Genomic DNA, 19,483 nt, shown 5'->3' on the forward strand with positions numbered 1-19,483 from the left:
CCGTGCTTGTCCTTGACCGAGACGGTCAGGAGGATGCCGCCGAAGACCCCTGGCACTCCCGCGTCGTCGCCGGCTGCTGACCCGTCCGGGTCGGCGTCGACGGCGAGCAGCGGCGCCGGAGCGGGTGCGGGAAGTGCCGCGACGAGTGGCGCAGCGGCCGGAGCGTCGAGCGGCGCTGGGGCCGGTGCGGCAGCGGGCGGCGCGGCGGCTGCGGCCGGTCCGATCGGCGCCGGTATCGCCGTCGCGACGAAGGCCGCGGAGGGCGTCAAGCACGCCGCGCAGGCAGTCAAGGCCGGCACCGAAGAGGCGACCGGCAGCAACGAGAACGGGAGCTAACCCATGAGCAACGCAACAGCCACCGATCCGGTGAAGGCCCGCACCTACGGCAACTGGCGAAAGCCCCAGACCGCCGGCCTTGGCGGGCTCGGGCAGCTCGCCACCCTCGTGATGTTCGTGGGCATCGTGTCCTCGATCATCGCGTCCATGTTCTCCGGCCTCGGTCCCGCACTGATCGTCGCCGGGGTCTTCGGCGGCATCCTCCTGACCGTCTCGGTCAAGGACAAGCACGGGCAATCAGCCCTGGGAAGGACGGTGGTCCGCGTGAACTGGTGGCGCACCAAGAGCAAGGGAGCGAACATTTACCGCTCCGGACCCATCGGTCGCGCGAAGTGGGGCACGTTCCAGCTCCCCGGCCTCGCCGCAGCGTCGCAGCTCACGGAGCACGAGGACTCCCACGGGCGGCGGTTCGCGCTGATCAGCACGCCCGCGACGCGCCACTTCACGATCGTGCTCGCGACCGAGCCGGACGGTGCCGCGCTGGTGGATCAGGAGCAGATCAACAACCAGGTGGCCGAGTACGGCATCTGGCTCGCCAACCTCGGGGACGAGCCCGGCATCGAGGCCGCCTCCGTCACGGTCGAGACAGCCCCTGACACGGGCACGCGGCTGCGCGGTGAGGTCGAGGGCTCGATGGACCCTGACGCCCCACTGTTTGCTCGAGCGATGCTCTCGGAGGTCGTGGAGACCTACCCGGTCGGGTCGGCAACGATCCGCGCGTACATCGCGCTCACGTTCACCGCGAACGCGCGCATCAACGGGAAGCGCCGCAACGCGCAGGAAGTCGCCGCGGACCTCTCCGCTCGCATCCCCGGCCTGACGTCTTCTCTCGCCGCTACCGGGGCCGGCGCGGCCCGTCCGCTCGGTGCGCAGGAGATCTGCGAGGTCATCCGCACCGCCTACGACCCCGACGCGGCCGTCCTCATCGATCAGGCACGCGCGGAAGGCGAAACGGCCGACCTGTCCTGGACCGACGTCGGCCCGGCCGCGGCTGAGGCCCACTGGGACTCCTACCGGCACGACGGCGCCGTGTCGACGTCGTGGACGATGACTGCTCCGCCGCGCGGCGTGGTCCAGGCCGGCATCCTCGCTCGTCTCCTCGCCCCGCACCGGGACATCGCCCGCAAGCGCGTCACCCTGCTCTACCGCCCCATCGATCCCGCCCGCGCGGCGGCGCTGGTCGAGGCAGACCTCAACGCCGCGCAGTTCAATAGCTCGGCGTCGACCAAGCCCACCGCGCGGTCGACCCTCTCCACCCGCTCGGCGCAGGCCACAGCGGCGGAGGAAGCGGCCGGGGCCGGCCTGATGAACTTCGGGCTCATCGTCACGGCCACGACGATGCAGCGCACTCAGGAGCCAGAGGCTCGCGCGGCCGTCGACTCGCTGACTTCGGCCGCACGTCTGCGGATGAGGCCGGCGTTCGGGTCGCAAGACTCCGCGTTCGCCGCAGCGCTCCCGCTCGGGCTGGTCCTACCGCGGCACCTGCGCATCCCGAACGAGGTGCGGGAAGCCCTGTGACGATCGCCACCGCATCCGGGACGGCACTGGACGAGTGTCCGGTGCCGTCCCCGGTTAAGCACCCTCTCCCCCGCCCCGATCACTGCCGGAGGTTCCCAGTGAGCATCACCACCAAGCTCTTCTCCCGCCACCGCGACGAGCCTGCCACCGTCGACGTCTCGACGGTCGACGGGGACGAGCTGCCCACGGGCGCTGCCGACATCGACCAAGAGACGGAGGCTGTGGACGTCGACGCGCTGGACACGGCCGTGTCCACTGGCGCGGTTGGTGCCCCGTCGACGGCGCAGGCCGCGGCGACGTCGACAGACAGTCGCGCCGGTTCTCGCCGTGCGCGGAGGGTGCAGGAGGAGGCCGCGGCCGCACGTGCAGCCGCGTCACCATTGGCCCGCGAGAAGCCCTCCAAGCGATCGCGGAAGAAGCGGGCGATCCCGCACCAGGGCGGCAGGCAGAAGACGGAGAAAGAGCCGGCGCCCAAGCGCCCGCTGCGGCCGACGTCGACCGGATGGCTCGGCCGCGGGGGCGGGCAGGCCGTCTCGATTCAGCCCGCCGACGAGTTCCGCGCGACCACCGTGCAGGTGTGCGGGCTGTACCCGTTCTCGGTCGGCACCGGCACGCCCATGATCGGCGTGCCCCTCGGGAAGAACCTCGCCACGGGGGCGTCGGTCCTGTGCGACCCGATCAGCTGGTTCCAGCGGGCGCAGCTCATCTCCAACCCGTCGATGTTCGTCCTCGGCAAGCCAGGCCTGGGGAAGTCCTCGCTCACCCGCCGCATGGCGACAGGGCTCGCCGGATACGGGACGCTGCCGCTGGTCCTGGGCGACTTAAAGCCCGACTACGTGGACCTGATCCGCGCGATGGACGGGCAGGTCATCACCCTCGGCCGCGGCCGGGGGTACTTGAACATCCTCGACCCGGGAGAGGCGACCACGGCGGCTCAGCGCCTCCGCGACGATGCCGACCGGGCGCTCGAGCGGGCGGCGAAGCTCGACGCTCGCGGGGAGGACTCGACAGAGGAGCGCAAGCACGCCGTGAAGTCGCAGCGCCTTGCCTCGCAGGTGCTCGCGGACGCGCACGGCCGCCGGCACACGATGATCGCGGCGCTGCTGACGATCCTCCGCTCCGAGCCGCCGAGCGACCGAGAGGAGACAATCATCGACCGGGCGCTGAAGTACCTAGACGAGACCCACGAGGGCATCCCCGTCCTCGCAGACCTCCTCGCGGTGATTCAGGCGGCGCCGGACGAGATTCGACAGGTCGCCCTCGACCGCGGCGACCTCACCCGCTACAAGGCGATCACCGAGAACCTCGAAGCCTCATTGATCGGCCTCACCACCGGAGGCCGACTGGGCGAAATCTTCTCCCGCCAGACCACCACCCCGATGCGGCGGGACCGGCCGGTGGTCTACGACGTGTCCTCGATCGATGACTCTGAGGGCGATCTGCAGGCCAGCATCCTCCTCGCCTGCTGGTCCGCCGGCTTCGGAACGGTGAACGTCGCCTCGGCTCTCGCGGAGGCGGGGTTGGAGCCGCGACGGCACTACTTCGTGATCCTCGATGAGCTGTGGCGGGCGCTGCGCGCGGGCAAGGGCATGGTCGATCGCGTCGACGCGCTCACCCGTCTCAACCGCGCCCGCGGCGTCGGCCTCGCGATGATCAGCCACACCATGTCCGACCTCCTCGCGCTCGCCTCGCAAGAGGACCAGATGAAGGCCAAAGGCTTCGTGGAACGCTCCGGCATGGTCATCTGCGGAGGCCTCCCCGGCGCGGAGATGCCGCTGCTGACCTCGGCTGTGCCGCTCTCGAATGCGGAACAGTCGATGCTCACGAGCTGGCAGGACCCGCCCGCCTGGGATCCCGTCTCCGGGCACGAGTCCGAGCCTCCCGGCCGTGGCCGGTTCCTGATCAAGGTGGGCGGCCGTCCGGGCATCCCGATCCGGGTACAGCTCACCGCCGCCGAGCTGGACGTCAACGACACCAACAAGCTCTGGCACACCACCTCCCGCGCGGGACGGGCGAACGAGCCGCTGGCGACGGATCCGGTCGTGGTGGAGATCCTGCCGTGAACCTCTGGCTGGGCTTCGTCGGAGTCGTGATCTTCGGCCTCGGCAGCGTGTGTCACGTCGTCGTCCAGGGCACCGATGTGTGGACGCGGCGCGCGTTGACCCGGCCGCACGCGCTCTCGATTGTCGGCTGGATGCTCACCGCCGCCGGCGCAGCGGTTGTCGCCGCGGTGATGCTGCCGGCGCTCCCATGAGCTGCGCCTCGGCCGTCGTCTTCGAGGGCTACCTCTGGCGCTGCTCTCGAGCGGTGCCGGGGGACCATCGGTTCCACGTCACCGACCTTCCCGTCTCGTTCGTAGAGCGAGGCCTCGCGGTCCTCCACTGGGGGACCTCGCACCAAGCACCCGCCGACGACCGCACCCCGCGATGGTCTGGCCCGATCTACACGGAGGAACGCACGTGAGCGTCACAGCGAACAACCGGCGCCGCGAGCCCGGCAAAGCAGGCAACGACGGGTTGATGCTCGGCGGAGCCCTCGCAGCGATCGCCGCTATCGGCATCGTCTGGGTGTCCGTCGCCGTCGGGTCGCAGCTCGACGGTGTGAACGAGACCCTGCCGAAGGACCCGTTCGAGATCCTTTCGGGTCTCGCCCGCGGCACCGTCACCTGGTCGGCGTCTGCGACAGCGGTCGCGCTTTCCGCGGTCGGCGTCATCGTGTCGATCGCCCTGTGGCTGATGTGGATGCGCGCTCTCGGGCGGAAGAACCGTGCGAACGTCGACCGGGCGGCTCGGTACATGGCGACGGAGCGGGACCTCGCGCCGATGCTGAGCAAGGAGGCGATGAAGAAGTCCAAGCGGCTCGGCGTCGAGGGCTCGCCCGGGGTGCCCGTGGGACGCCTGGTGTCGACGGGGAAGATGCTCTACGCCTCGTTCGAGGACATGATCACCGTCGTCGCCGGCCCGCGGGTGGGCAAGTCGACGTCGCTGGTCATCCCGGCGATCATCGCCGCCCCGGGTGCAGTCGTCACGACGTCGAATAAGCGCGACGTGCTCGACGCGACTCGCGACGTGCGCCAGAAGGAGGGGCCGGTGTGGGTGTTCGACCCGCAGCGTGTGGCTCGCGAGGACGCGACCTGGTGGTGGAACCCCCTCTCCTACGTCACCGACGACGTGCGCGCCGCGAAGCTCGCGCAGTACTTCGCCTCCGGGTCCCGGGCGACGGACGCGAAGACGGACGCCTTCTTCGATGGCGCCGGACAGAACCTCCTCGCCGGGATGCTGCTCGCGGCCGCAGTCGGCGGGCGACCGATCGCGCAGGTGTTCTCCTGGCTGACGGACTCGACCGATGAGGAGCCGGTGCGGCTGCTGCGAGAGGGGGGCTACCCGATGATCGGGGACGCCGTGCTCGGCATCATCCAGTCGACCGACAAGCTGCGCGGCTCGGTGTACTCGACCGGTCAGGAGATGGCCGCGTGCTTGAAGAACACGCAGGTCGCGGACTGGGTGAACCCTCGCGGCGCCGCGGACCCGCGGCCGCAGTTCGACGCGGCAGAGTTCGTCCGAGGCTCCGGCACGCTCTACTCGCTGTCCAAGGAGGGCGCCGGCACCGCCGGCCCCCTCGTCACCGCGCTCACCGCGGCCACTCTCGAGGCGGCGACCGACCTCGCGGACACCTCGCCCGGAGGCCGACTGCGCACGCCGCTCGTCGGGATCCTCGATGAGGCCGCGAACGTCTGCCGGTGGCGGGACCTCCCCGACCTGTACTCACACTTCGGCTCCCGCGGCATCCCCATCATGTCGGTGTTCCAGTCCTGGTCCCAAGGCGTCGCCGTGTTCGGCAAGGAGGGCATGCTGAAACTGTGGAGCGCGTCGAACGCGTTCCTCTACCTCGGGAGCGTCAAGGAGAACGACTTCCTCCAGAACGTCTCCGAACTCGTCGGAGACTACGACCGTGAGACGACCTCCGCCAGCTACAACAAGGGCGTCCGGTCGACGTCGACCGCGTTGAAGCGGGAGCGGATTCTGACTGTGGACGAGCTGGGCGCGATGCCCCGCGGCCGCGCGGTGATGCTCTCCACCGGATCGCGTGCCGCGCTGCTACGAACCGTGCCGTGGTACGAGGGCGCGAAGGATCAGGTCGCGGCGATCAAGGCGTCCATCGCCGCGCACGACCCGGCCGGCGCTCCTGCAGGAGCGCGCGTGGCGCCGGCGGCGGCGATGCCGACGTCACCGGTGATCGCGCAGCCGGCGGTCGCAACTGTGAAATCCGCACCGGCGACACCTCCGATTGACCTGGCGTCGTCTATGCGGGCACTGATGCAACGCGAGGACGCGCAGGAGCGCACCGATGGATGACGTCGACCCGATCGATTCCGACGAGTTCGACGCTGCGGCGCCAGCAGAAGGGGGTTCTCCGGTAACGGGGAGCCCCCTTGGGGTTGCGGGCGGCATGGGGTCCGCTGTGGAGGACGCGCTGGGCGCTCTCGACGTCGACGCTCTCGTAGCCGACGCGGCGACAGCCGTCGTCGCGCAGCTCGTCAGCAAGCTCGCGAAGGACGCCCTCAGCGCCGCGCTGACACCTGAACGTGTCGAGATCCTCCGGGAGCGCACGGTAGCGGCCGTGGAGCGCGCGTTCGAGCCGCCAACCGGCGACGAGGACCCCACTACGGCAGACGAGACGGTCTACGGCTCGGTGGATGAGTGGCTGCGGAAGTACTGGCGCTTCACCTACCGGCGCCGCGTCTCCGCCAAGGGACAGGGCACCGGCCGGTGGAAGGCCGAATGGTGGAACACCGACGAGGCCGTGCAACGACTCGAAGCCCTCTGGCGAGGTTGGGAGGCTGCACGCCTGGACCCAGGACTCGGGACGAGTACCTGGTGGATCAATCACGCCGCCCCGCACATGACTGCACTTCTCGCCGTTGACGGGCCGTTTGCGGACGCGAAAGACGAGAACAACGTGGGAGACCCGTTGCCCTACAAGCGCCCCCCAAAACATCTCTTCCCGCCCGACAAGCAGCCGGGAGAGCGAGAACCGGCGCTGGTGTCACCCTTGCAGTGATGCTGGAAATCATCGTCGGCTCGCGACGAGTAGCGCGCCTTACCCCTTACAGGCGAACGGGAGGCTACCAGCCATCATCAGCGCAGCCTGCTCTGCCTTCGTGCGACAGTCTGCAGAGTGTGCAAGGCTGCACTTTGTGATTGGAAGTGCAGAAAATGGCGTGGCGCGAATGCGTGAGCGTCGAGAGCTGCTCGGCAGCCGTGCCCGCCAGTTGGCTCTCGAGCGAGGCCTGAACGGCTTCACGGTGGATGAGCTCTGCGCTGATATCGGCGTTTCACGCCGGACGTTCTTCAACTACTTCCCGACGAAGGAGCAGGCCGTGCTCGGCCGGCCGGAGGAAGGGCTCGAGGGCGAGGCAGCCGCCCGGTTCCTCGCCGGCGGCGGCGCACCGGGCGAAATCTCCGCCGACCTGCTCCTCGGCCTGGTCGACCTTGCAGTCGAGCACTACGAGGGAATCGGCCTCACACCCGAAGGGGCTCAGCAGCTCTTCGCTCTGTTTGAACGAGAGCCGAAACTGCTCGCCGCGCTCCTACAGGTGGGCAGTGAGCGCGATCGGATCCTCGAGCGCCTTTGCGCTAAGCGAGAGGGGCTCGAGTCGAGCGACGTTCGGATCCGCCTCGCCGTGCAGCTCGTCGGCACCCTCGCCCGGCACGCCGTCGAAGAGTCCCTCGCCTGCGACGCGGCCTGGTCCTTCGACGAGATCCTCCGCTCTCGTGTGGAGCTCGCCCGAGCGCTCTTCAACCTCACTGCCTCAGATGCCCGTCCCAACCCCGAAGAGGACCGATGACCACCGCCACCGCCAAGCCCCTCCTGCTCACGCAGCGCAGGATCTGGATCATCTTCTCGGCGCTCATCGCCGGCATGCTGCTCTCCAGCCTCGACCAGACCATCGTCTCGACCGCGATGCCCACCATCGTCGGCCAGCTCGGCGGAGTCGAGCACCAGGCCTGGATCACCACGGCCTACCTGCTCGCGACCACGATCGTCATGCCGATCTACGGCAAGTTCGGCGACGTGCTCGGCCGCCGCAACCTGTTCCTGATCGCGATTGCCCTGTTCACGGTCGCCTCGATCGGCTGCGCGTTCGCGGGCGACTTCTGGAGCTTCGTGGTGTTCCGCGCCCTGCAGGGCCTCGGCGGCGGCGGGCTGATGATCCTCTCGCAGGCGATCATCGCCGACATCGTGCCGGCCAACGAGCGCGGCAAGTACCTCGGCCCGATCGGCGCGGTCTTCGGCCTCTCGGCCATCGCAGGGCCGCTGCTCGGCGGCCTGTTCGTCGACCACCTGACCTGGCAGTGGGCCTTCTACATCAACATCCCGATCGGCATCGCCGCGTTCGCGATCGCCTGGTTCACCCTCACCCTCCCCAGCAAGAAGGCGCAGAAGCGCATCGACATCCCCGGAGTCGTCCTGCTCTCGGCCGCGACGACGCTCCTCATCTTCTTCACCGACTTCGGCGGCGACGCCGACCACGGCTGGGGCGCCGCCTCGACGTGGCTCCTGGGAGCGGGCTTCCTCGTCACAGCCGCCGGCTTCGTCTGGGCGGAGGCGCGGGCCGAGGACCCGATCATCCCGCTCAGCCTCTTCCGCAACCCGATCTTCGTGAACGCGACTGCAATCGGCCTCACGCTGGGCCTCGGCATGTTCTCGGTGATCGGATTCCTGCCCACGTTCCTGCAGATGGCGTCGGGAACCTCCGCCGCCGCCTCCGGGCTGCTGATGCTGCCGATGATGGTCGGCCTGATGGGCACGTCAATCGCCTCCGGCCTCCTGATTACCCGCACCGGCAAGTACAAAATCTTCCCGATCGTCGGCGCGATCCTGACCGCGCTCGCGATGACGGCGATGACCTCGCTGACCGCCGAGACGCCGATCTGGCTGATCTGCGTCTACCTGCTGATCTTCGGTGCGGGGCTCGGCTTGATCATGCAGGTGATCGTGCTGGTGGTGCAGAACGCCGTTCCCGCCGAGCAGATCGGCACGGCGACCAGCTCCAACAACTACTTCCGCGAGGTCGGCGCCGCGCTCGGAGTCGCCATCTTCGGCACGATCTTCACGAACTCGCTAACTGAAAAGCTGACGGCAGTCTTCGCCGGAGCCGGCGACGCGTCCGCCGGTGCCTCCGCGGCGACGCTCGATCCGCAGACGCTCGCCACCCTGCCCGACTCCGTACGGGACGGAGTGGTCGACGCCTACGCAGACTCTCTCGCGCCAGTGTTCTGGTACCTCATCCCGTTCATCCTGCTGGCCCTCGTGCTCGCGATCTTCCTCAAGCAGATCCCGCTCTCGGACCAGGCCGGCATGGTCGCGCGCGGCGAAGCCATCGGTGGCGCCGAAGCGGAGCGTCTGTTCAAGGAGGACGATGACGCCAGTGGCGCAACGAGTTCGACTACTCCCACGCGGGGCGCACCGACGGCATGAGCATCGACTACAGAGAAGCAGACCATTCCGGTCTACTCAGCCGAGTGAGTGGGCTGCGGAGCTGAGGCGTTCGAAGGCCGCATCGACGAGCGTGCCGAGGTCGGCGTCATCTGCGGTGGCCCAGTGTTCCCAAGCGACGTCAACGGCCGCGAGTGCGGCATTCGCGAGGACCCTCGCAGTGAAGGCATCAGGGATGCGCTCGGCGAGAGCGTCCGCGAGCGCAACGGCGCTTTCCGCTCGGCGCTCCCGCAGCCGGGAGGTGAGCGTCGGCTCGCTCATGATCAAGCGCAAGCGAGACCGGTAGCTACCGGGGGCCTCGGCGGCGACGAGGACGACCGGCTCGATCGCGAGACGCACAAGTTGCCAACTCGACAGTCGGGCGTCCGCGGGAAGGGCGCGAAGGGCCGCAGCGTGATCGAGCCGATTGCTTTCGACAGCAGCGATGACCACGTCCTCTTTGCTGCCGAAGTACCGGAAGAAGGTCGCTCGTGAGATTCCGGCCTCGCGGGCCGCTTCCTCGACAGTGACGGAGGAGTAGCCCCGTTCGAGAAACACGTCCAGAACCGCCGCCGCGAACTGGGCGCGGAGGAGTTCTCGTGCCCGATCCCGTACTCCCGCAACCATGTTTCGAGCATAGGATGTGAGACGCGGTATCAGAGTGGATACGCAGTATCAGCTGTCTCAGTCCATCCGAGCCGGGAGAATCGATGTCCACGACCACCGCTGCACCCAGCGCAACAGGTAGGAAGGTGCGTCCAAATCTCGTGATCGCCGTTCTGGCCTTCGCGGGCATGGGCGCGTCTTTCATGCAGACGATCCTGATCCCGATTCAGGCGAAGCTCCCCGAGCTGCTCGACGCGAGTCGGGACGATACAGCCTGGGTCATCACCGTCACCCTCTTGGTCTCGGCGATCTGCACGCCCGTTTCGGGCAAACTCGGCGACATGTACGGCAAGCGCCGCGTCGCGGTCGTGCTGCTCTCCCTCCTGATCCTTGGATCGGTGATCAGCGCGCTCTCGCCGACCGTCGTGCCCCTGATCATCGGTCGGGGCCTTCAGGGCACGGGCATGGGAGTGATTCCGCTGGGCATTTCGATCCTCCGCGACGTTCTCCCGAAGGAGCGCCTGGGCTCGGCGATTGCCCTGGTCAGCGCGACTCTCGGCGTCGGAGGAGCGCTCGGCCTGCCTGTCAGTGCTCTCGTCACCGAGAACCTCGACTGGCACGCCCTCTTTTGGGTGGCCGCCGCGATCGGGGCCGTGGCCCTGGTGCTCTTCCTCGTCGTTGTCCCGGCCGGGCGCTCGAACGCGCACGGCAGGTTCGACTTCGGTGGTGCCGTTGGACTCGCGATCGGCCTTGTCGGCCTCCTTCTGGCCGTGTCCCGCGGCAATGAGTGGGGGTGGGCTAGTGCTCCCACGCTTATCTCTGCAGGAGTCGGACTCGTGGCGCTCCTGGTGTGGGGCTGGTATGAGCTGAGGCAGAGCAATCCGCTCGTCGACCTGCGGGTGAGCGCTCGCGGGCCTGTCCTGATGACGAATCTTGCGTCCGTCGCGATGGGCTTTGCCCTGTTCTCCTCCAGCATTGTGTTCCCTCAACTGCTCCAGCTCCCCGAGCGCACCGGCGGACTCGGTTTGCCGCTTCTGGAGGCGAGTCTGATCCTCATGCCCTCAGGCCTCGCGATGCTGGCGATGTCACCCGTCGCCGGCCGGGTGGAGAAGCGGGTCGGCCCGAAGCCGCTGCTGGTCGCCGGGGCAGTCATCATCGCCCTCGCCTACCTCGCCGCCGTGGTGCTCGAACCGACCGTCTGGCTGGTGCTGGTGATCAACGTCGTGATCGGCATTGGGATTGGGTTGGGTTACGCGGCCATGCCGACGTTGATCATGCGCGCTGTTCCGGCGAGCGAGAGCGGCGCGGCCAACGGCCTGAACACTCTGATGCGAGCCCTGGGCACGAGCATCGCTTCCGCTGCAGTGGCGGCGGTGCTGGCGAACTCCGCTGTCGGCGGCTCGGGGGCCTCGGTGCCCTCCGAGTCGGGCTTCGCTCTCGCCCTTCTCTTCGGTCTCGCCGCGGCGGTCCTCTGCGCCGCCCTCGCCGCGTTCATCCCGAAGCCTCGGGGGATACCGGATGAGGAGCCGGCGCTTCCCGACGGCGTGCTGCCGAGCTCCGGGTCGGCCGACCGATCACCTCTACTGCGCACGCAGTAGTCGGACCGCCGCACGCAGACGACGCCGCTCCAGAAGGAAGCGGCAATCCTGAAGAAGCGCCGCACCACTCAGGGCGATGACGTACCCGAGACGAAGGAGAACGAGATGCTCACCTCGAAGAACACTGTGCAGGAATGGTTCGACGACGCCATCGGCGGCCCGATCCTTCGGGAGGTCCTCGCTCAGGGCGGCCAGTCGGCCGATGATCTCGAGCCCGCCGCGGGCCTCAGCCTGCGGACACTCGTCGAGCTCGGCGGTGGCCGATTCCCGCAGGAGCTGGTCGACACGCTCGTGAAGCAGGCGAACGGCGGTGTCGTCCCGTCCGAGGAGACGCAGGAGGAGCTTGCCGCCGAGGGCCGGTTCACCGGTCGCACGGTGATCGTCACCGGCGCCGGCTCGGGAATCGGCCGCGCCACTGCGCGCCGCCTCGTCCGCGAGGGCGGCTGCGTGATCGCTGTCGACGTGGCGCCGAAGGGCATCGACGAGCTCGCCGCCTCCTCCCCCAAAGGCACAGTCGTCGCCGTGATCGCAGACATCACCTCGGCCGACGGCGTCGCGGCAATCATCGCGGCCGCAGGGGAGCGCATCGACGGTCTCGCGAACATCGCGGGGATCATGGACGGGATGACGCCTCTGCACGAAACCGAGGACGCCCTCTGGCGCCGAGTGTTCTCAGTGAACGTCGACGGCACGTTCGCGCTCAGCCGCGCAGTGCTCCCGGTGATGCTGGCGCGGGGCCGCGGCTCCGTGGTCAACATCGCGTCGGAGGCGTCACTGCGGGGCAACGCGGCCGGCACCGCCTACACGGCCTCCAAGCACGCGGTCGTGGGCATCACGAAGAGCGCAGCGTTCCTGTACGGGCCCTCCGGCATCCGCACCAACGCCGTCGCTCCCGGCCCGACTGCCACAGCGATCGAGGGGACCATGGCGTCCGACTTCGCGCGTGAGCGGCTCGCGCCGTTCTTCACCCTCATCCCGCCGGTGGTGTCAGCGGACACGATGGCAGCCTCGATCACGTGGCTCCTGAGCGACGACTCAGCGAACGTCAACGGCATCGTGCTCGCCTCCGACGGCGGCTGGTCCGTCCAGTAGAAGTCAGGAGCGCGACTCGCGCAGCTCCCGGCTAATCGCACGCAGGCCGGTCTCGAGAGCCTCAAGCTCGTCCTGACTCAGGCGCGAGAGGACGTCCTCGCCCAGCTCCGGCCTCGCAGCCATGAGCTCGCGGACGACCGCCCGGCCGAGGTCTGTCGCGTGAATCCGACGGACGCGGTGATCAACCCGATCCTCCTCCCGAACGATCAGGCCGGCTGCAGCGAGGCGGTCGACAAGCTTCGACATCGACGGCATCGACACAGCAAACGCATGGGCGAGGCCGGCTCCGGTCGCTCCCTCGTCGGTCGTGACGACAACCGTAAGTGCCTTCAACTGCTGGATCGTCAGGTCCGTCGTCATCAGAGGCTCGAGGACCCGCGGGATCGAGCGCACAGTGATCGCTATGGACAGCGCCTCGATGCTCGTCATCGTGCGCGCCCGGGCGTCATCGGTTCCCATTCGCTCACCGTAGGTGTCAGCGGATACCCAGCACAATTACTTAGTGCCCGGCTAACCTTTTTGACAGAGCAAGTGATCGATCCGGAGTCGTGTCGGCGCGTCCACGAAAAGGCAGGGGATACCCCTCAGCTCGGTGGAGGCCCGGGAAGATCGCGGGTGCCGCGCCGCACGGCGCGACGAAAGCGAGAGACGATGACCGCCACGAACGACACCCTCGACCTCGAGGCCGCCCGCGAGAAGTACCGCCACGAGCGCGACCGCCGCCTCCGACCCGATGGCGTCACCCAGTACAAGCGCGCGGCCGGCGAGTTCGGCTATTACGCGAAGGACCCGTATACCGAGCGCGTCGAGCGGGAACCTGTCGAGGACCGCGTCGAGGTCCTCGTGATCGGCGCCGGCTTCGGCGGACTCCTCACCGCCGCACGTCTACGTGAAGCCGGAGTGGAGTCGATCAGGCTGATGGACGAAGCGGGCGATGTCGGCGGCACTTGGTATTGGAACCGCTACCCGGGAGTCCGCTGCGATATCGAATCGTACGTCTACATGCCTCTGCTCGAAGAGGTCGGCACGATGCCGACCGAACGCTACGCGCCAGGCGAGGAGATCCGCCAACACTCCGTCGCGATCGCGCAGCACTACGGGCTCTACCGAGATGCACTGTTCCAGACCCGGGCCACGTCGCTCGATTGGGACGAGGAGTCCGACGAGTGGATCGTCGTCACCGACCGCGGCGATCGCTTCCGCGCGCGCTTCGTCGTCACCTCCTCGGGCACGATGACGCAGGCCAAGCTCCCCGGCATCCCGGGGATTGAGACGTTCCGCGGGCACACCTTCCACACCAGCCGCTGGGACTACGGCTATACCGGAGGTTCAGCGGACGGGGGTCTGACGGGTCTCGCCGACAAGCGCGTCGCGGTCGTGGGCACTGGAGCGACCGGTCTGCAGGTCGTTCCGCACGTCGGCGCCGACGCCCGCGAACTCGTCGTGTTCCAGCGCACACCCTCCACCGTTGACGTCCGTGACAACCGGCCTACCGACCCGACGTGGGTGGAGTCGCTTCAACCGGGTTGGCAGCGCAAGCGGATGGAGAACTTCCTCGCCGTGCTCGCCGGCGAGCCGGTGGGGGAGAGTCTCGTGCAAGACGGCTGGACGGCGACGACCGCCCTGCAGCGGCAGATTCTCACAGGAGCGGTGGACCAGAGCCTCACGCTCGAGGAACGCGAGCGGCGCGATGAGCTCGATGACCTCGCGACGATGAATCGTCTCCGAGCCCGTGTCGACGAGATCGTGGAAAACCCGGCGACAGCCGAAGCCCTGAAGCCGTGGTATCGCTACATGTGCAAGCGGCCCGGTTTCAGCGACACCTACCTCCCGACTTTCAACCGGCCGAACGTGACTCTCGTCGACACCGCCGACGCAGGCGGGATCACGCGGGTGACCGAGACGTCCGTCGTCGTCGGGGACACCGAGTACGAGGTCGACTGCCTCATCTTCGCCACCGGCTTCGAGGTCGGCATCTCCGGCGTCATGTCGGGCACGCTGCCCGTCACCGGGCGCGGCGGGCGCACGCTTTTGGAGGCATGGGCCCGCGGCCCCCGCACGCTGCACGGCTTCTCGTCGCACGGCTTCCCGAACCTGTTCCATCTCAGCGGCATTCAGAACGCGAACTCGGTGAACTTCGCGCACATCCTGCTCGAGCAGGCCGAGCACATCGCCGCCGTCATTGCTCGCGGCCGCGAGGTCGGCGCCCGCTACCTCGAGCCCAGCGCCGAGGCGGAGGAGGCGTGGGTGCGCACCGTGCACGAGACCGCTAGCGACACTCGGGCGTTCCAGGCCGAGTGCACGCCCGGCTACTACAACGGTGAGGGCAGCCGCTCCATCGCAGGAGCCGCGTACAGTCCGGGACCGATCGCGTTCCACCGTCTTCTGCGTGAGTGGCGAGTGGCCGGCATGGGAGACGTGTTGGTCGGCGCGTCGGTCGGAGCCGCGCGATGAGGCGCATGCTCGTTTCCCTGGCGGTGCCGTCCGTGCTGCTACTCGCGGGATGCACTACGGCCGCGACTCCGGACGACACTGCCGCGCCGACGGCAGCGGAGCAGACTGCTGAACGTGTCGTTCAGGTGTCGGATGTCCATGAGGCGACTGGAATGACCCTTTTAGAGGGTCCGACGTTCGGCCCCGACGGGGGCCTCTATGTCGTTGACGTGGTGGCTCCGTCGGGGGAGGGCAAGGTTCTCCGCGTGGACGTCGAGGACGAAAGCGCTGAGACCGTCTACACCGACGACGCGAGCGTGCTGACCTCGGCGCAGTTCGGGCCGGCGGACGGGCGGCTCTACGTGACCGACTTCGTCGGCGGTGCGGTGCGCAGTATGACGACTGATGGCACCGATGTCCGCGAAGTCTTCGCGGGCCCCGTCGACGGGGTGCCGATGCAGCCCGACGACATCGCGTTCGGTCGTGACGGTGCGCTCTACGTCACCGACGCGGCGGGAGCGACTGCACCCTACTGGGAAGCGAGCGGTCGCATCGTCCGCATCGATCCGTCGACCGCGGAGGCGACCGTGCTCGCCTCCGGGCTGCCCTCACCGAACGGGATCGGCTTCTCGCCCGAGTACGACGCACTCTGGGTAGGTCTGAACACTGGCAACCGCATCGACAGGCTTACGCTCTCCCCTGACGGTTCGGAGGTTGCGACCGCTCACCCCGCGATTTACGCCTCGGCGGGCGTTGGCCAAGTCGATTCGATCGCGGTGGACGCGGACGGCAACCTCTACGTTGGAGTGCATAACCGTCCGGTGATCCTGATCTACGACGTCGAGGGCGCCCTTGTGACCACGGTGGCGGTGCCGACGGAGGAGGCATCGGGCCTCAGTTCCGCGACCAACGTCGCCATAGCGCCGGGCACCACGGACGCCTACGCGACGATCAGCGGCGCCGAGGGTGGCTTCGTCTACCGCTTCACCGCCCTCGCTGAGGGGATCCCGCAGTCCAACGGAGGTTGAGCGGCGGGAGTCAGTCGCTCTTGAGAGTCCCGGTTCCTCGGGTGATGACGCGGTTTCCCAGGAGCTGGGTCGGGCGAGTGTTGCCGGGGTGAGCTGAGTCGAGGTCGGCGAGCTGCTCCGCGGAGAGCTGGACCGGAGCGGTCAACACGATCCACTGCACGTTCTCCGTGCAGGGGGGCGTGGTGAGACTGCCCTCGTAGGCGAAGTGATCCAAGGATGCGGGGAGCAGGGCTGCCACGTCGAGGTCGAGGTCAGCCTCTGCCCCCGCCTCAGCAGCCTCGGCCGCTCCGGTGGTGAAGGGGTCGTATGCGGCCGATGCTGCACCCTGTTCTGCCAGGACGCCGATGACGAGCCGGTCACCGGCCTCGTTCTGGTGGACGAAGTGGAACTCGGCCTCGGCGGTGACGCCATCGACGGTGTGCTCGGAGGGAGTGTGCACGTGCATCTGCGCGAGCTCGTAGCTTGCGCCGTCGTACGAGACGGATGACCCGTCGCCCTCGTCGGCAAGCTGAACGGTGTGACCGGTGTCCTCGAGCTCGCCCTCCGAAGCCTGAGCTGCGACCTCAATCGGTGCTCCGGTTGCCGTGATCGAGGTGGGCAGATCGATGGGGGACTGCCGAGTGCCGGTCGCGCAGGAGGTGAAGCCGGGGTCCAGAGCGCCCCAGCCGATCGGGCCGGAGGCGCCCTCGTACGACCAGTGCGGGTCGGCTGCGGCGGGTCCCTGAGACTCGGGCTCAGTGGTCGTCGCGCATCCACTAAGGAGAAGAGCGCCGGCAGCGGCGAGGACGGTGAGGGGGAGGGGAGCGGAGCGGGACATGGCGAATTCCTGTCTGTTCGGTCCACGCTCTGCGGCGGGACGGGAGCGGGTGTGCTCCGGTCCTTCGAGACTCGCGGACCCTGGTTCTGTGGCCGTCGTCCGTGCGGATCGACGGGCCTCGTCCTTCTGCAGTAGTCGTTGAACCGAACACATCAGGTACGGTCCGCCTCGCTGTGGCGAGGGTCAGTCCGAAGGGTGCTCCGAGTTGCGGCGGATCATCGCGAGGTAGAGGTCGATGCTGTCGCCGAGCGCGATCGACGTCAGGACCGGCGAGGGGTCGAGCGCGAGCATCAGCGGATCGTTTGCGGTCATGAGCGAGCCGCCGAGACCCGGTCCAGGCCGATTTCGAGGAGGAAGCCGACACTGGCGAGAACGCTGCTCACGATCACGGAGGCGACGTAGCCTGCATGCAGCGTTCCGCGGAGTGCCCGGGTGGTGAGGCTGCGCGAGCGCTGAACGATGGGCGTGACGGCGGACATGAGGACCTCCTTGAGGGCGGCGCGGGGTGCGCTGCGATGAGATCTACGATTCCGCCGGACGAGCGCTGGGTCGTCATCCCTGAGAACCGACCGGCTGCTCCGGATGCAGTAGTTCGCTGCTGAGTCGGGCGCTCTCGGCCTCAGCCGGCTAGGCCGGCGCGGTAGGTCAGGGCGACGAGTTGGGCGCGGTCGCGAGCTCCGAGCTTGGCCATTGCCCGGTTGGCGTGGGTCTTCACCGTGAAGGGCGAAACGAACATCTGTGCCGCGATCTGTGTGTTGTCGGCTCCCGTGGCGATCGCGATCACAACGTCCCGCTCTCGGGGCGTCAGTGCCGCGAAGCGGTCAAGGATCGCGGGATCGACCATGGGGGTCGGGGTTCTTGACACTTGGCCGATCAGTACCGCGCTCGCGGCGGACGAGAGCGCGCCGCCTCCGGCTGCCACCTCGCGGATACCGTCTGCGAGTGCGTCCGGGCCGACCCCCTTGCTCAGGAACCCGTTCGCTCCAGCCCTGAGCGCGGCGAGCACGTTCTCATCCGTGTCGAAAGTGGTGAGCACGACGATTCGCAGCCGATCGGCGGGGATTCGCTCCCGGATGCGCCTCGTGGTCTCGACGCCGTCGATCCCTGGCATGCGGATGTCCATGAGTACGACGTCGACATCGAAATCATTGAGTAGCGCGAGTGCCTCGAGCCCGTCACCGGCGAGGGAGACCACATCGATGTCAGCTGGGGGAGCGAGGATCGCGCGTAGACCCTCGCGGATCATTGCTTGGTCGTCGACGATCATGACCCGGATCATGCGTGTGCGCTCCCGTCGATCCGCAAAGTCGCCTCTACAGCGAATCTGTCTTCTTCGTCGCGGATGACCAGTCGCCCACCCGCGGAGGCGACACGTTCCCGCATTCCCACCAGACCGTACCCGCGTCGCTCCGGCTGGACGGCATCGGGCCGCTTCGCATTCGAGACGGTGATCTCAAGAGTGCGCCCGCGGGCCGAGGTCGTCACCTCGACCGGCCCAGTCCCATGCTTCTGCGAGTTGGTGAGGGCCTCCTCGACCACGCGATAAGCCGCGGTGCTCACCTCTGGGTCGAGCTGGGCGGGAGGTTCGCACAAGTCGGACGTGACGTCTGCTCCCACGTGCTGGAACCCCGCGATCAGCGTGGGGATGCGAACGAATTCGGCAGCTGGTCCGCCGAGCCCCTCCTCGTTGTCCTCCGTGCGCAGGACATGCAGAATTCGCTGCGTCTCGCCGAGGACTGACTGGACACTCGTCCTCGCTGAATTCAGTGACGTCCTCGATGCCTCCGCTCCTTCGGGCAGGTTGACCTGCGCGACGCTCAGATGAATGTTGAGGACCGCGATCTCGTGGCCGACGATGTCGTGCAGGTCGCGGGCGATTCTGAGGCGCTCTTCGGCGACGCGCTGGTGCGTCTCGGCGTCCCTGCTCGCGAGGGTCTGCCGGGTCCGCTCTGCGAGTTCCGTCCGATAGCGGATGTGGCTGCGCAACGCGCTGCCGGTTGCCGCCGCGGTGAAGGAGCAGGTCAGGGCGACGAAGGCGGTGGGGTCGACGGCGCCGAGCCCGTCAGACCCGATCACAGCGAGGTAGACGGCTGCGCCGAGGACACCTCCGATGAGGGCGCCAGGGAGCCCGCGGAGAGTGATCGTCAAGGCCGTGAAGACCACGATGGTCCAGGTGACGAGAGGGTCGCCACCGAACGCGGTCGCCGAAAGTGGGCCGAGGGCGAGGATCGCGGTCCCGAGCCACAACCGAGTCTGGGGGGCGCGCGGCCCCACTCGGAGGGGGATGCGGACGATGCCAATCCCAACGAGAGTCAGCGCAAGGGCGACGTAGTCACCGGCAGCTCCGCCGTCCTGAATCAGCAGGTAGGACTCGGTGGCCGCGGCGAGGAGAGAGACGACGAGACTCGCGAGATCGAGGAAGCGGATGCGCCGCGACCACACCCCTGCGTCGCTGTCTATTTCGGCAACAGTCGAGGGTGGTGCGACGGAGGGCATGTCCTCATTCTTCTCGTCGCTCGTCCGCGGAACGTACTGCCGAAGCAGTAGGCCGAGCCGTCTTGCCGGACGATTCGCCC

The 19,483-nt window shown here is 68.2% G+C and carries 19 protein-coding genes; 11 read left to right on the top strand and 8 right to left on the bottom strand.

Features of this window, described 5'->3' with window-relative positions:
* Positions 1-269: hypothetical protein (locus tag IOC53_RS01820; protein WP_207402684.1), on the bottom strand; the 269-nt coding region annotated here is incomplete at its 3' end.
* 70 nt (positions 270-339) lie between these two features.
* On the opposite strand from IOC53_RS01820, the gene IOC53_RS01825 reads away from it, so the two are divergent.
* The 7 genes from IOC53_RS01825 (at position 340) to IOC53_RS01855 (ending at position 9,336) form a co-directional block, all read left to right on the top strand.
* The gene (locus IOC53_RS01825; protein WP_207402685.1) at positions 340-1,854 is read left to right on the top strand and encodes an SCO6880 family protein; all 1,515 of its coding nucleotides are present in this window, start codon (positions 340-342) and stop codon (positions 1,852-1,854) included.
* Between the two features lie 380 nt (positions 1,855-2,234).
* Positions 2,235-3,917 (top strand): ATP/GTP-binding protein, encoded by a 1,683-nt coding sequence (locus tag IOC53_RS01830; protein WP_374070167.1) that lies wholly within the window; start codon positions 2,235-2,237, stop codon positions 3,915-3,917.
* On the top strand, positions 3,914-4,108 hold the full coding sequence (locus tag IOC53_RS01835; protein ID WP_207402686.1) for a hypothetical protein: 195 nt from the start codon (positions 3,914-3,916) through the stop codon (positions 4,106-4,108). The genes IOC53_RS01830 and IOC53_RS01835 overlap by 4 nt, the downstream gene beginning before the upstream one ends.
* Positions 4,109-4,313: 205 nt before the next feature.
* Positions 4,314-6,209, top strand: a complete 1,896-nt coding sequence (locus tag IOC53_RS01840; protein ID WP_307786032.1) for a TraM recognition domain-containing protein — start codon at positions 4,314-4,316, stop codon at positions 6,207-6,209.
* On the top strand, positions 6,202-6,915 hold the full coding sequence (locus IOC53_RS01845; RefSeq protein ID WP_207402688.1) for a DUF4913 domain-containing protein: 714 nt from the start codon (positions 6,202-6,204) through the stop codon (positions 6,913-6,915). Before IOC53_RS01840 ends, IOC53_RS01845 begins: the two co-directional genes overlap by 8 nt.
* 169 nt (positions 6,916-7,084) lie before the next feature.
* Positions 7,085-7,702, top strand: coding sequence for a TetR/AcrR family transcriptional regulator (locus IOC53_RS01850; RefSeq protein WP_242682802.1), 618 nt, complete (start codon positions 7,085-7,087; stop codon positions 7,700-7,702).
* On the top strand, positions 7,699-9,336 hold the full coding sequence (locus IOC53_RS01855) for an MDR family MFS transporter (protein WP_207402690.1): 1,638 nt from the start codon (positions 7,699-7,701) through the stop codon (positions 9,334-9,336). Before IOC53_RS01850 ends, IOC53_RS01855 begins: the two co-directional genes overlap by 4 nt.
* Positions 9,337-9,372: 36 nt before the next feature.
* On the opposite strand, the gene IOC53_RS01860 is transcribed toward IOC53_RS01855, so the two are convergent.
* Positions 9,373-9,960: a TetR family transcriptional regulator gene (locus tag IOC53_RS01860; RefSeq protein ID WP_207402691.1), complete on the bottom strand. Its 588-nt coding sequence runs from the start codon at positions 9,958-9,960 to the stop codon at positions 9,373-9,375.
* 83 nt (positions 9,961-10,043) lie between these two features.
* Between IOC53_RS01860 and IOC53_RS01865 the strand changes: the two genes are divergently transcribed.
* Positions 10,044-11,537: an MFS transporter gene (locus IOC53_RS01865; protein ID WP_207402692.1), complete on the top strand. Its 1,494-nt coding sequence runs from the start codon at positions 10,044-10,046 to the stop codon at positions 11,535-11,537.
* A gap of 105 nt (positions 11,538-11,642) precedes the next feature.
* Entirely contained in the window at positions 11,643-12,629 is a 987-nt protein-coding gene (locus IOC53_RS01870; RefSeq protein WP_207402693.1) for an SDR family NAD(P)-dependent oxidoreductase, read from the top strand.
* Positions 12,630-12,632: 3 nt separating this feature from the next.
* Here IOC53_RS01870 and IOC53_RS01875 read toward each other — a convergent pair whose 3' ends face one another.
* Positions 12,633-13,088: a MarR family winged helix-turn-helix transcriptional regulator gene (locus IOC53_RS01875; protein WP_207402694.1), complete on the bottom strand. Its 456-nt coding sequence runs from the start codon at positions 13,086-13,088 to the stop codon at positions 12,633-12,635.
* Positions 13,089-13,160: 72 nt separating this feature from the next.
* Between IOC53_RS01875 and IOC53_RS01880 the strand changes: the two genes are divergently transcribed.
* The gene (locus IOC53_RS01880; RefSeq protein WP_307786034.1) at positions 13,161-15,083 is read left to right on the top strand and encodes an NAD(P)/FAD-dependent oxidoreductase; all 1,923 of its coding nucleotides are present in this window, start codon (positions 13,161-13,163) and stop codon (positions 15,081-15,083) included.
* A 5-nt stretch (positions 15,084-15,088) separates the two neighbouring features.
* Positions 15,089-16,090 carry an SMP-30/gluconolactonase/LRE family protein gene (locus IOC53_RS01885; protein WP_207402695.1) on the top strand — a complete coding sequence of 334 codons (1,002 nt, stop codon included), beginning with the start codon at positions 15,089-15,091 and terminating at the stop codon, positions 16,088-16,090.
* A gap of 10 nt (positions 16,091-16,100) precedes the next feature.
* Here the strand turns inward: IOC53_RS01885 and IOC53_RS01890 are convergent, their stop codons facing one another.
* From IOC53_RS01890 to IOC53_RS01905, 5 genes are all read right to left on the bottom strand, one after another.
* The gene (locus IOC53_RS01890) at positions 16,101-16,907 is read right to left on the bottom strand and encodes a carbonic anhydrase (RefSeq protein WP_207402696.1); all 807 of its coding nucleotides are present in this window, start codon (positions 16,905-16,907) and stop codon (positions 16,101-16,103) included.
* A gap of 183 nt (positions 16,908-17,090) precedes the next feature.
* Positions 17,091-17,219: a hypothetical protein gene (locus IOC53_RS19130; RefSeq protein ID WP_278249989.1), complete on the bottom strand. Its 129-nt coding sequence runs from the start codon at positions 17,217-17,219 to the stop codon at positions 17,091-17,093.
* Positions 17,216-17,386 (bottom strand): hypothetical protein, encoded by a 171-nt coding sequence (locus IOC53_RS01895; RefSeq protein ID WP_207402697.1) that lies wholly within the window; start codon positions 17,384-17,386, stop codon positions 17,216-17,218. The genes IOC53_RS19130 and IOC53_RS01895 overlap by 4 nt, the downstream gene beginning before the upstream one ends.
* A gap of 140 nt (positions 17,387-17,526) precedes the next feature.
* The gene (locus tag IOC53_RS01900; protein WP_242682790.1) at positions 17,527-18,174 is read right to left on the bottom strand and encodes a response regulator transcription factor; all 648 of its coding nucleotides are present in this window, start codon (positions 18,172-18,174) and stop codon (positions 17,527-17,529) included.
* Positions 18,175-18,182: 8 nt separating this feature from the next.
* Positions 18,183-19,403: a sensor histidine kinase gene (locus IOC53_RS01905; RefSeq protein ID WP_207402699.1), complete on the bottom strand. Its 1,221-nt coding sequence runs from the start codon at positions 19,401-19,403 to the stop codon at positions 18,183-18,185.
* Between the last annotated feature and the right edge of the window lie 80 nt (positions 19,404-19,483).

Source organism: Rathayibacter sp. SD072 (genome assembly GCF_017355185.1).
GTDB lineage: Bacteria > Actinomycetota > Actinomycetes > Actinomycetales > Microbacteriaceae > Rathayibacter.

What these genes read in the sequence shown, in the direction of transcription:
- IOC53_RS01890 (WP_207402696.1), bottom strand. Translation starts at nt 16,907, where the DNA reads ATGTCCCGCTCCGCTCCCCTCCCCCTCACCGTCCTCGCCGCTGCCGGC.
- IOC53_RS01885 (WP_207402695.1), top strand. Translation starts at nt 15,089, where the DNA reads ATGCTCGTTTCCCTGGCGGTGCCGTCCGTGCTGCTACTCGCGGGATGC.
- IOC53_RS01865 (WP_207402692.1), top strand. Translation starts at nt 10,044, where the DNA reads ATGTCCACGACCACCGCTGCACCCAGCGCAACAGGTAGGAAGGTGCGT.
- IOC53_RS01850 (WP_242682802.1), top strand. Translation starts at nt 7,085, where the DNA reads ATGCGTGAGCGTCGAGAGCTGCTCGGCAGCCGTGCCCGCCAGTTGGCT.
- IOC53_RS01895 (WP_207402697.1), bottom strand. Translation starts at nt 17,386, where the DNA reads ATGTCCGCCGTCACGCCCATCGTTCAGCGCTCGCGCAGCCTCACCACC.
- IOC53_RS01870 (WP_207402693.1), top strand. Translation starts at nt 11,643, where the DNA reads ATGCTCACCTCGAAGAACACTGTGCAGGAATGGTTCGACGACGCCATC.
- IOC53_RS01905 (WP_207402699.1), bottom strand. Translation starts at nt 19,403, where the DNA reads ATGCCCTCCGTCGCACCACCCTCGACTGTTGCCGAAATAGACAGCGAC.
- IOC53_RS01825 (WP_207402685.1), top strand. Translation starts at nt 340, where the DNA reads ATGAGCAACGCAACAGCCACCGATCCGGTGAAGGCCCGCACCTACGGC.
- IOC53_RS19130 (WP_278249989.1), bottom strand. Translation starts at nt 17,219, where the DNA reads ATGACCGCAAACGATCCGCTGATGCTCGCGCTCGACCCCTCGCCGGTC.
- IOC53_RS01845 (WP_207402688.1), top strand. Translation starts at nt 6,202, where the DNA reads ATGGATGACGTCGACCCGATCGATTCCGACGAGTTCGACGCTGCGGCG.
- IOC53_RS01860 (WP_207402691.1), bottom strand. Translation starts at nt 9,960, where the DNA reads ATGGTTGCGGGAGTACGGGATCGGGCACGAGAACTCCTCCGCGCCCAG.
- IOC53_RS01855 (WP_207402690.1), top strand. Translation starts at nt 7,699, where the DNA reads ATGACCACCGCCACCGCCAAGCCCCTCCTGCTCACGCAGCGCAGGATC.
- IOC53_RS01875 (WP_207402694.1), bottom strand. Translation starts at nt 13,088, where the DNA reads ATGGGAACCGATGACGCCCGGGCGCGCACGATGACGAGCATCGAGGCG.
- IOC53_RS01900 (WP_242682790.1), bottom strand. Translation starts at nt 18,174, where the DNA reads ATGATCGTCGACGACCAAGCAATGATCCGCGAGGGTCTACGCGCGATC.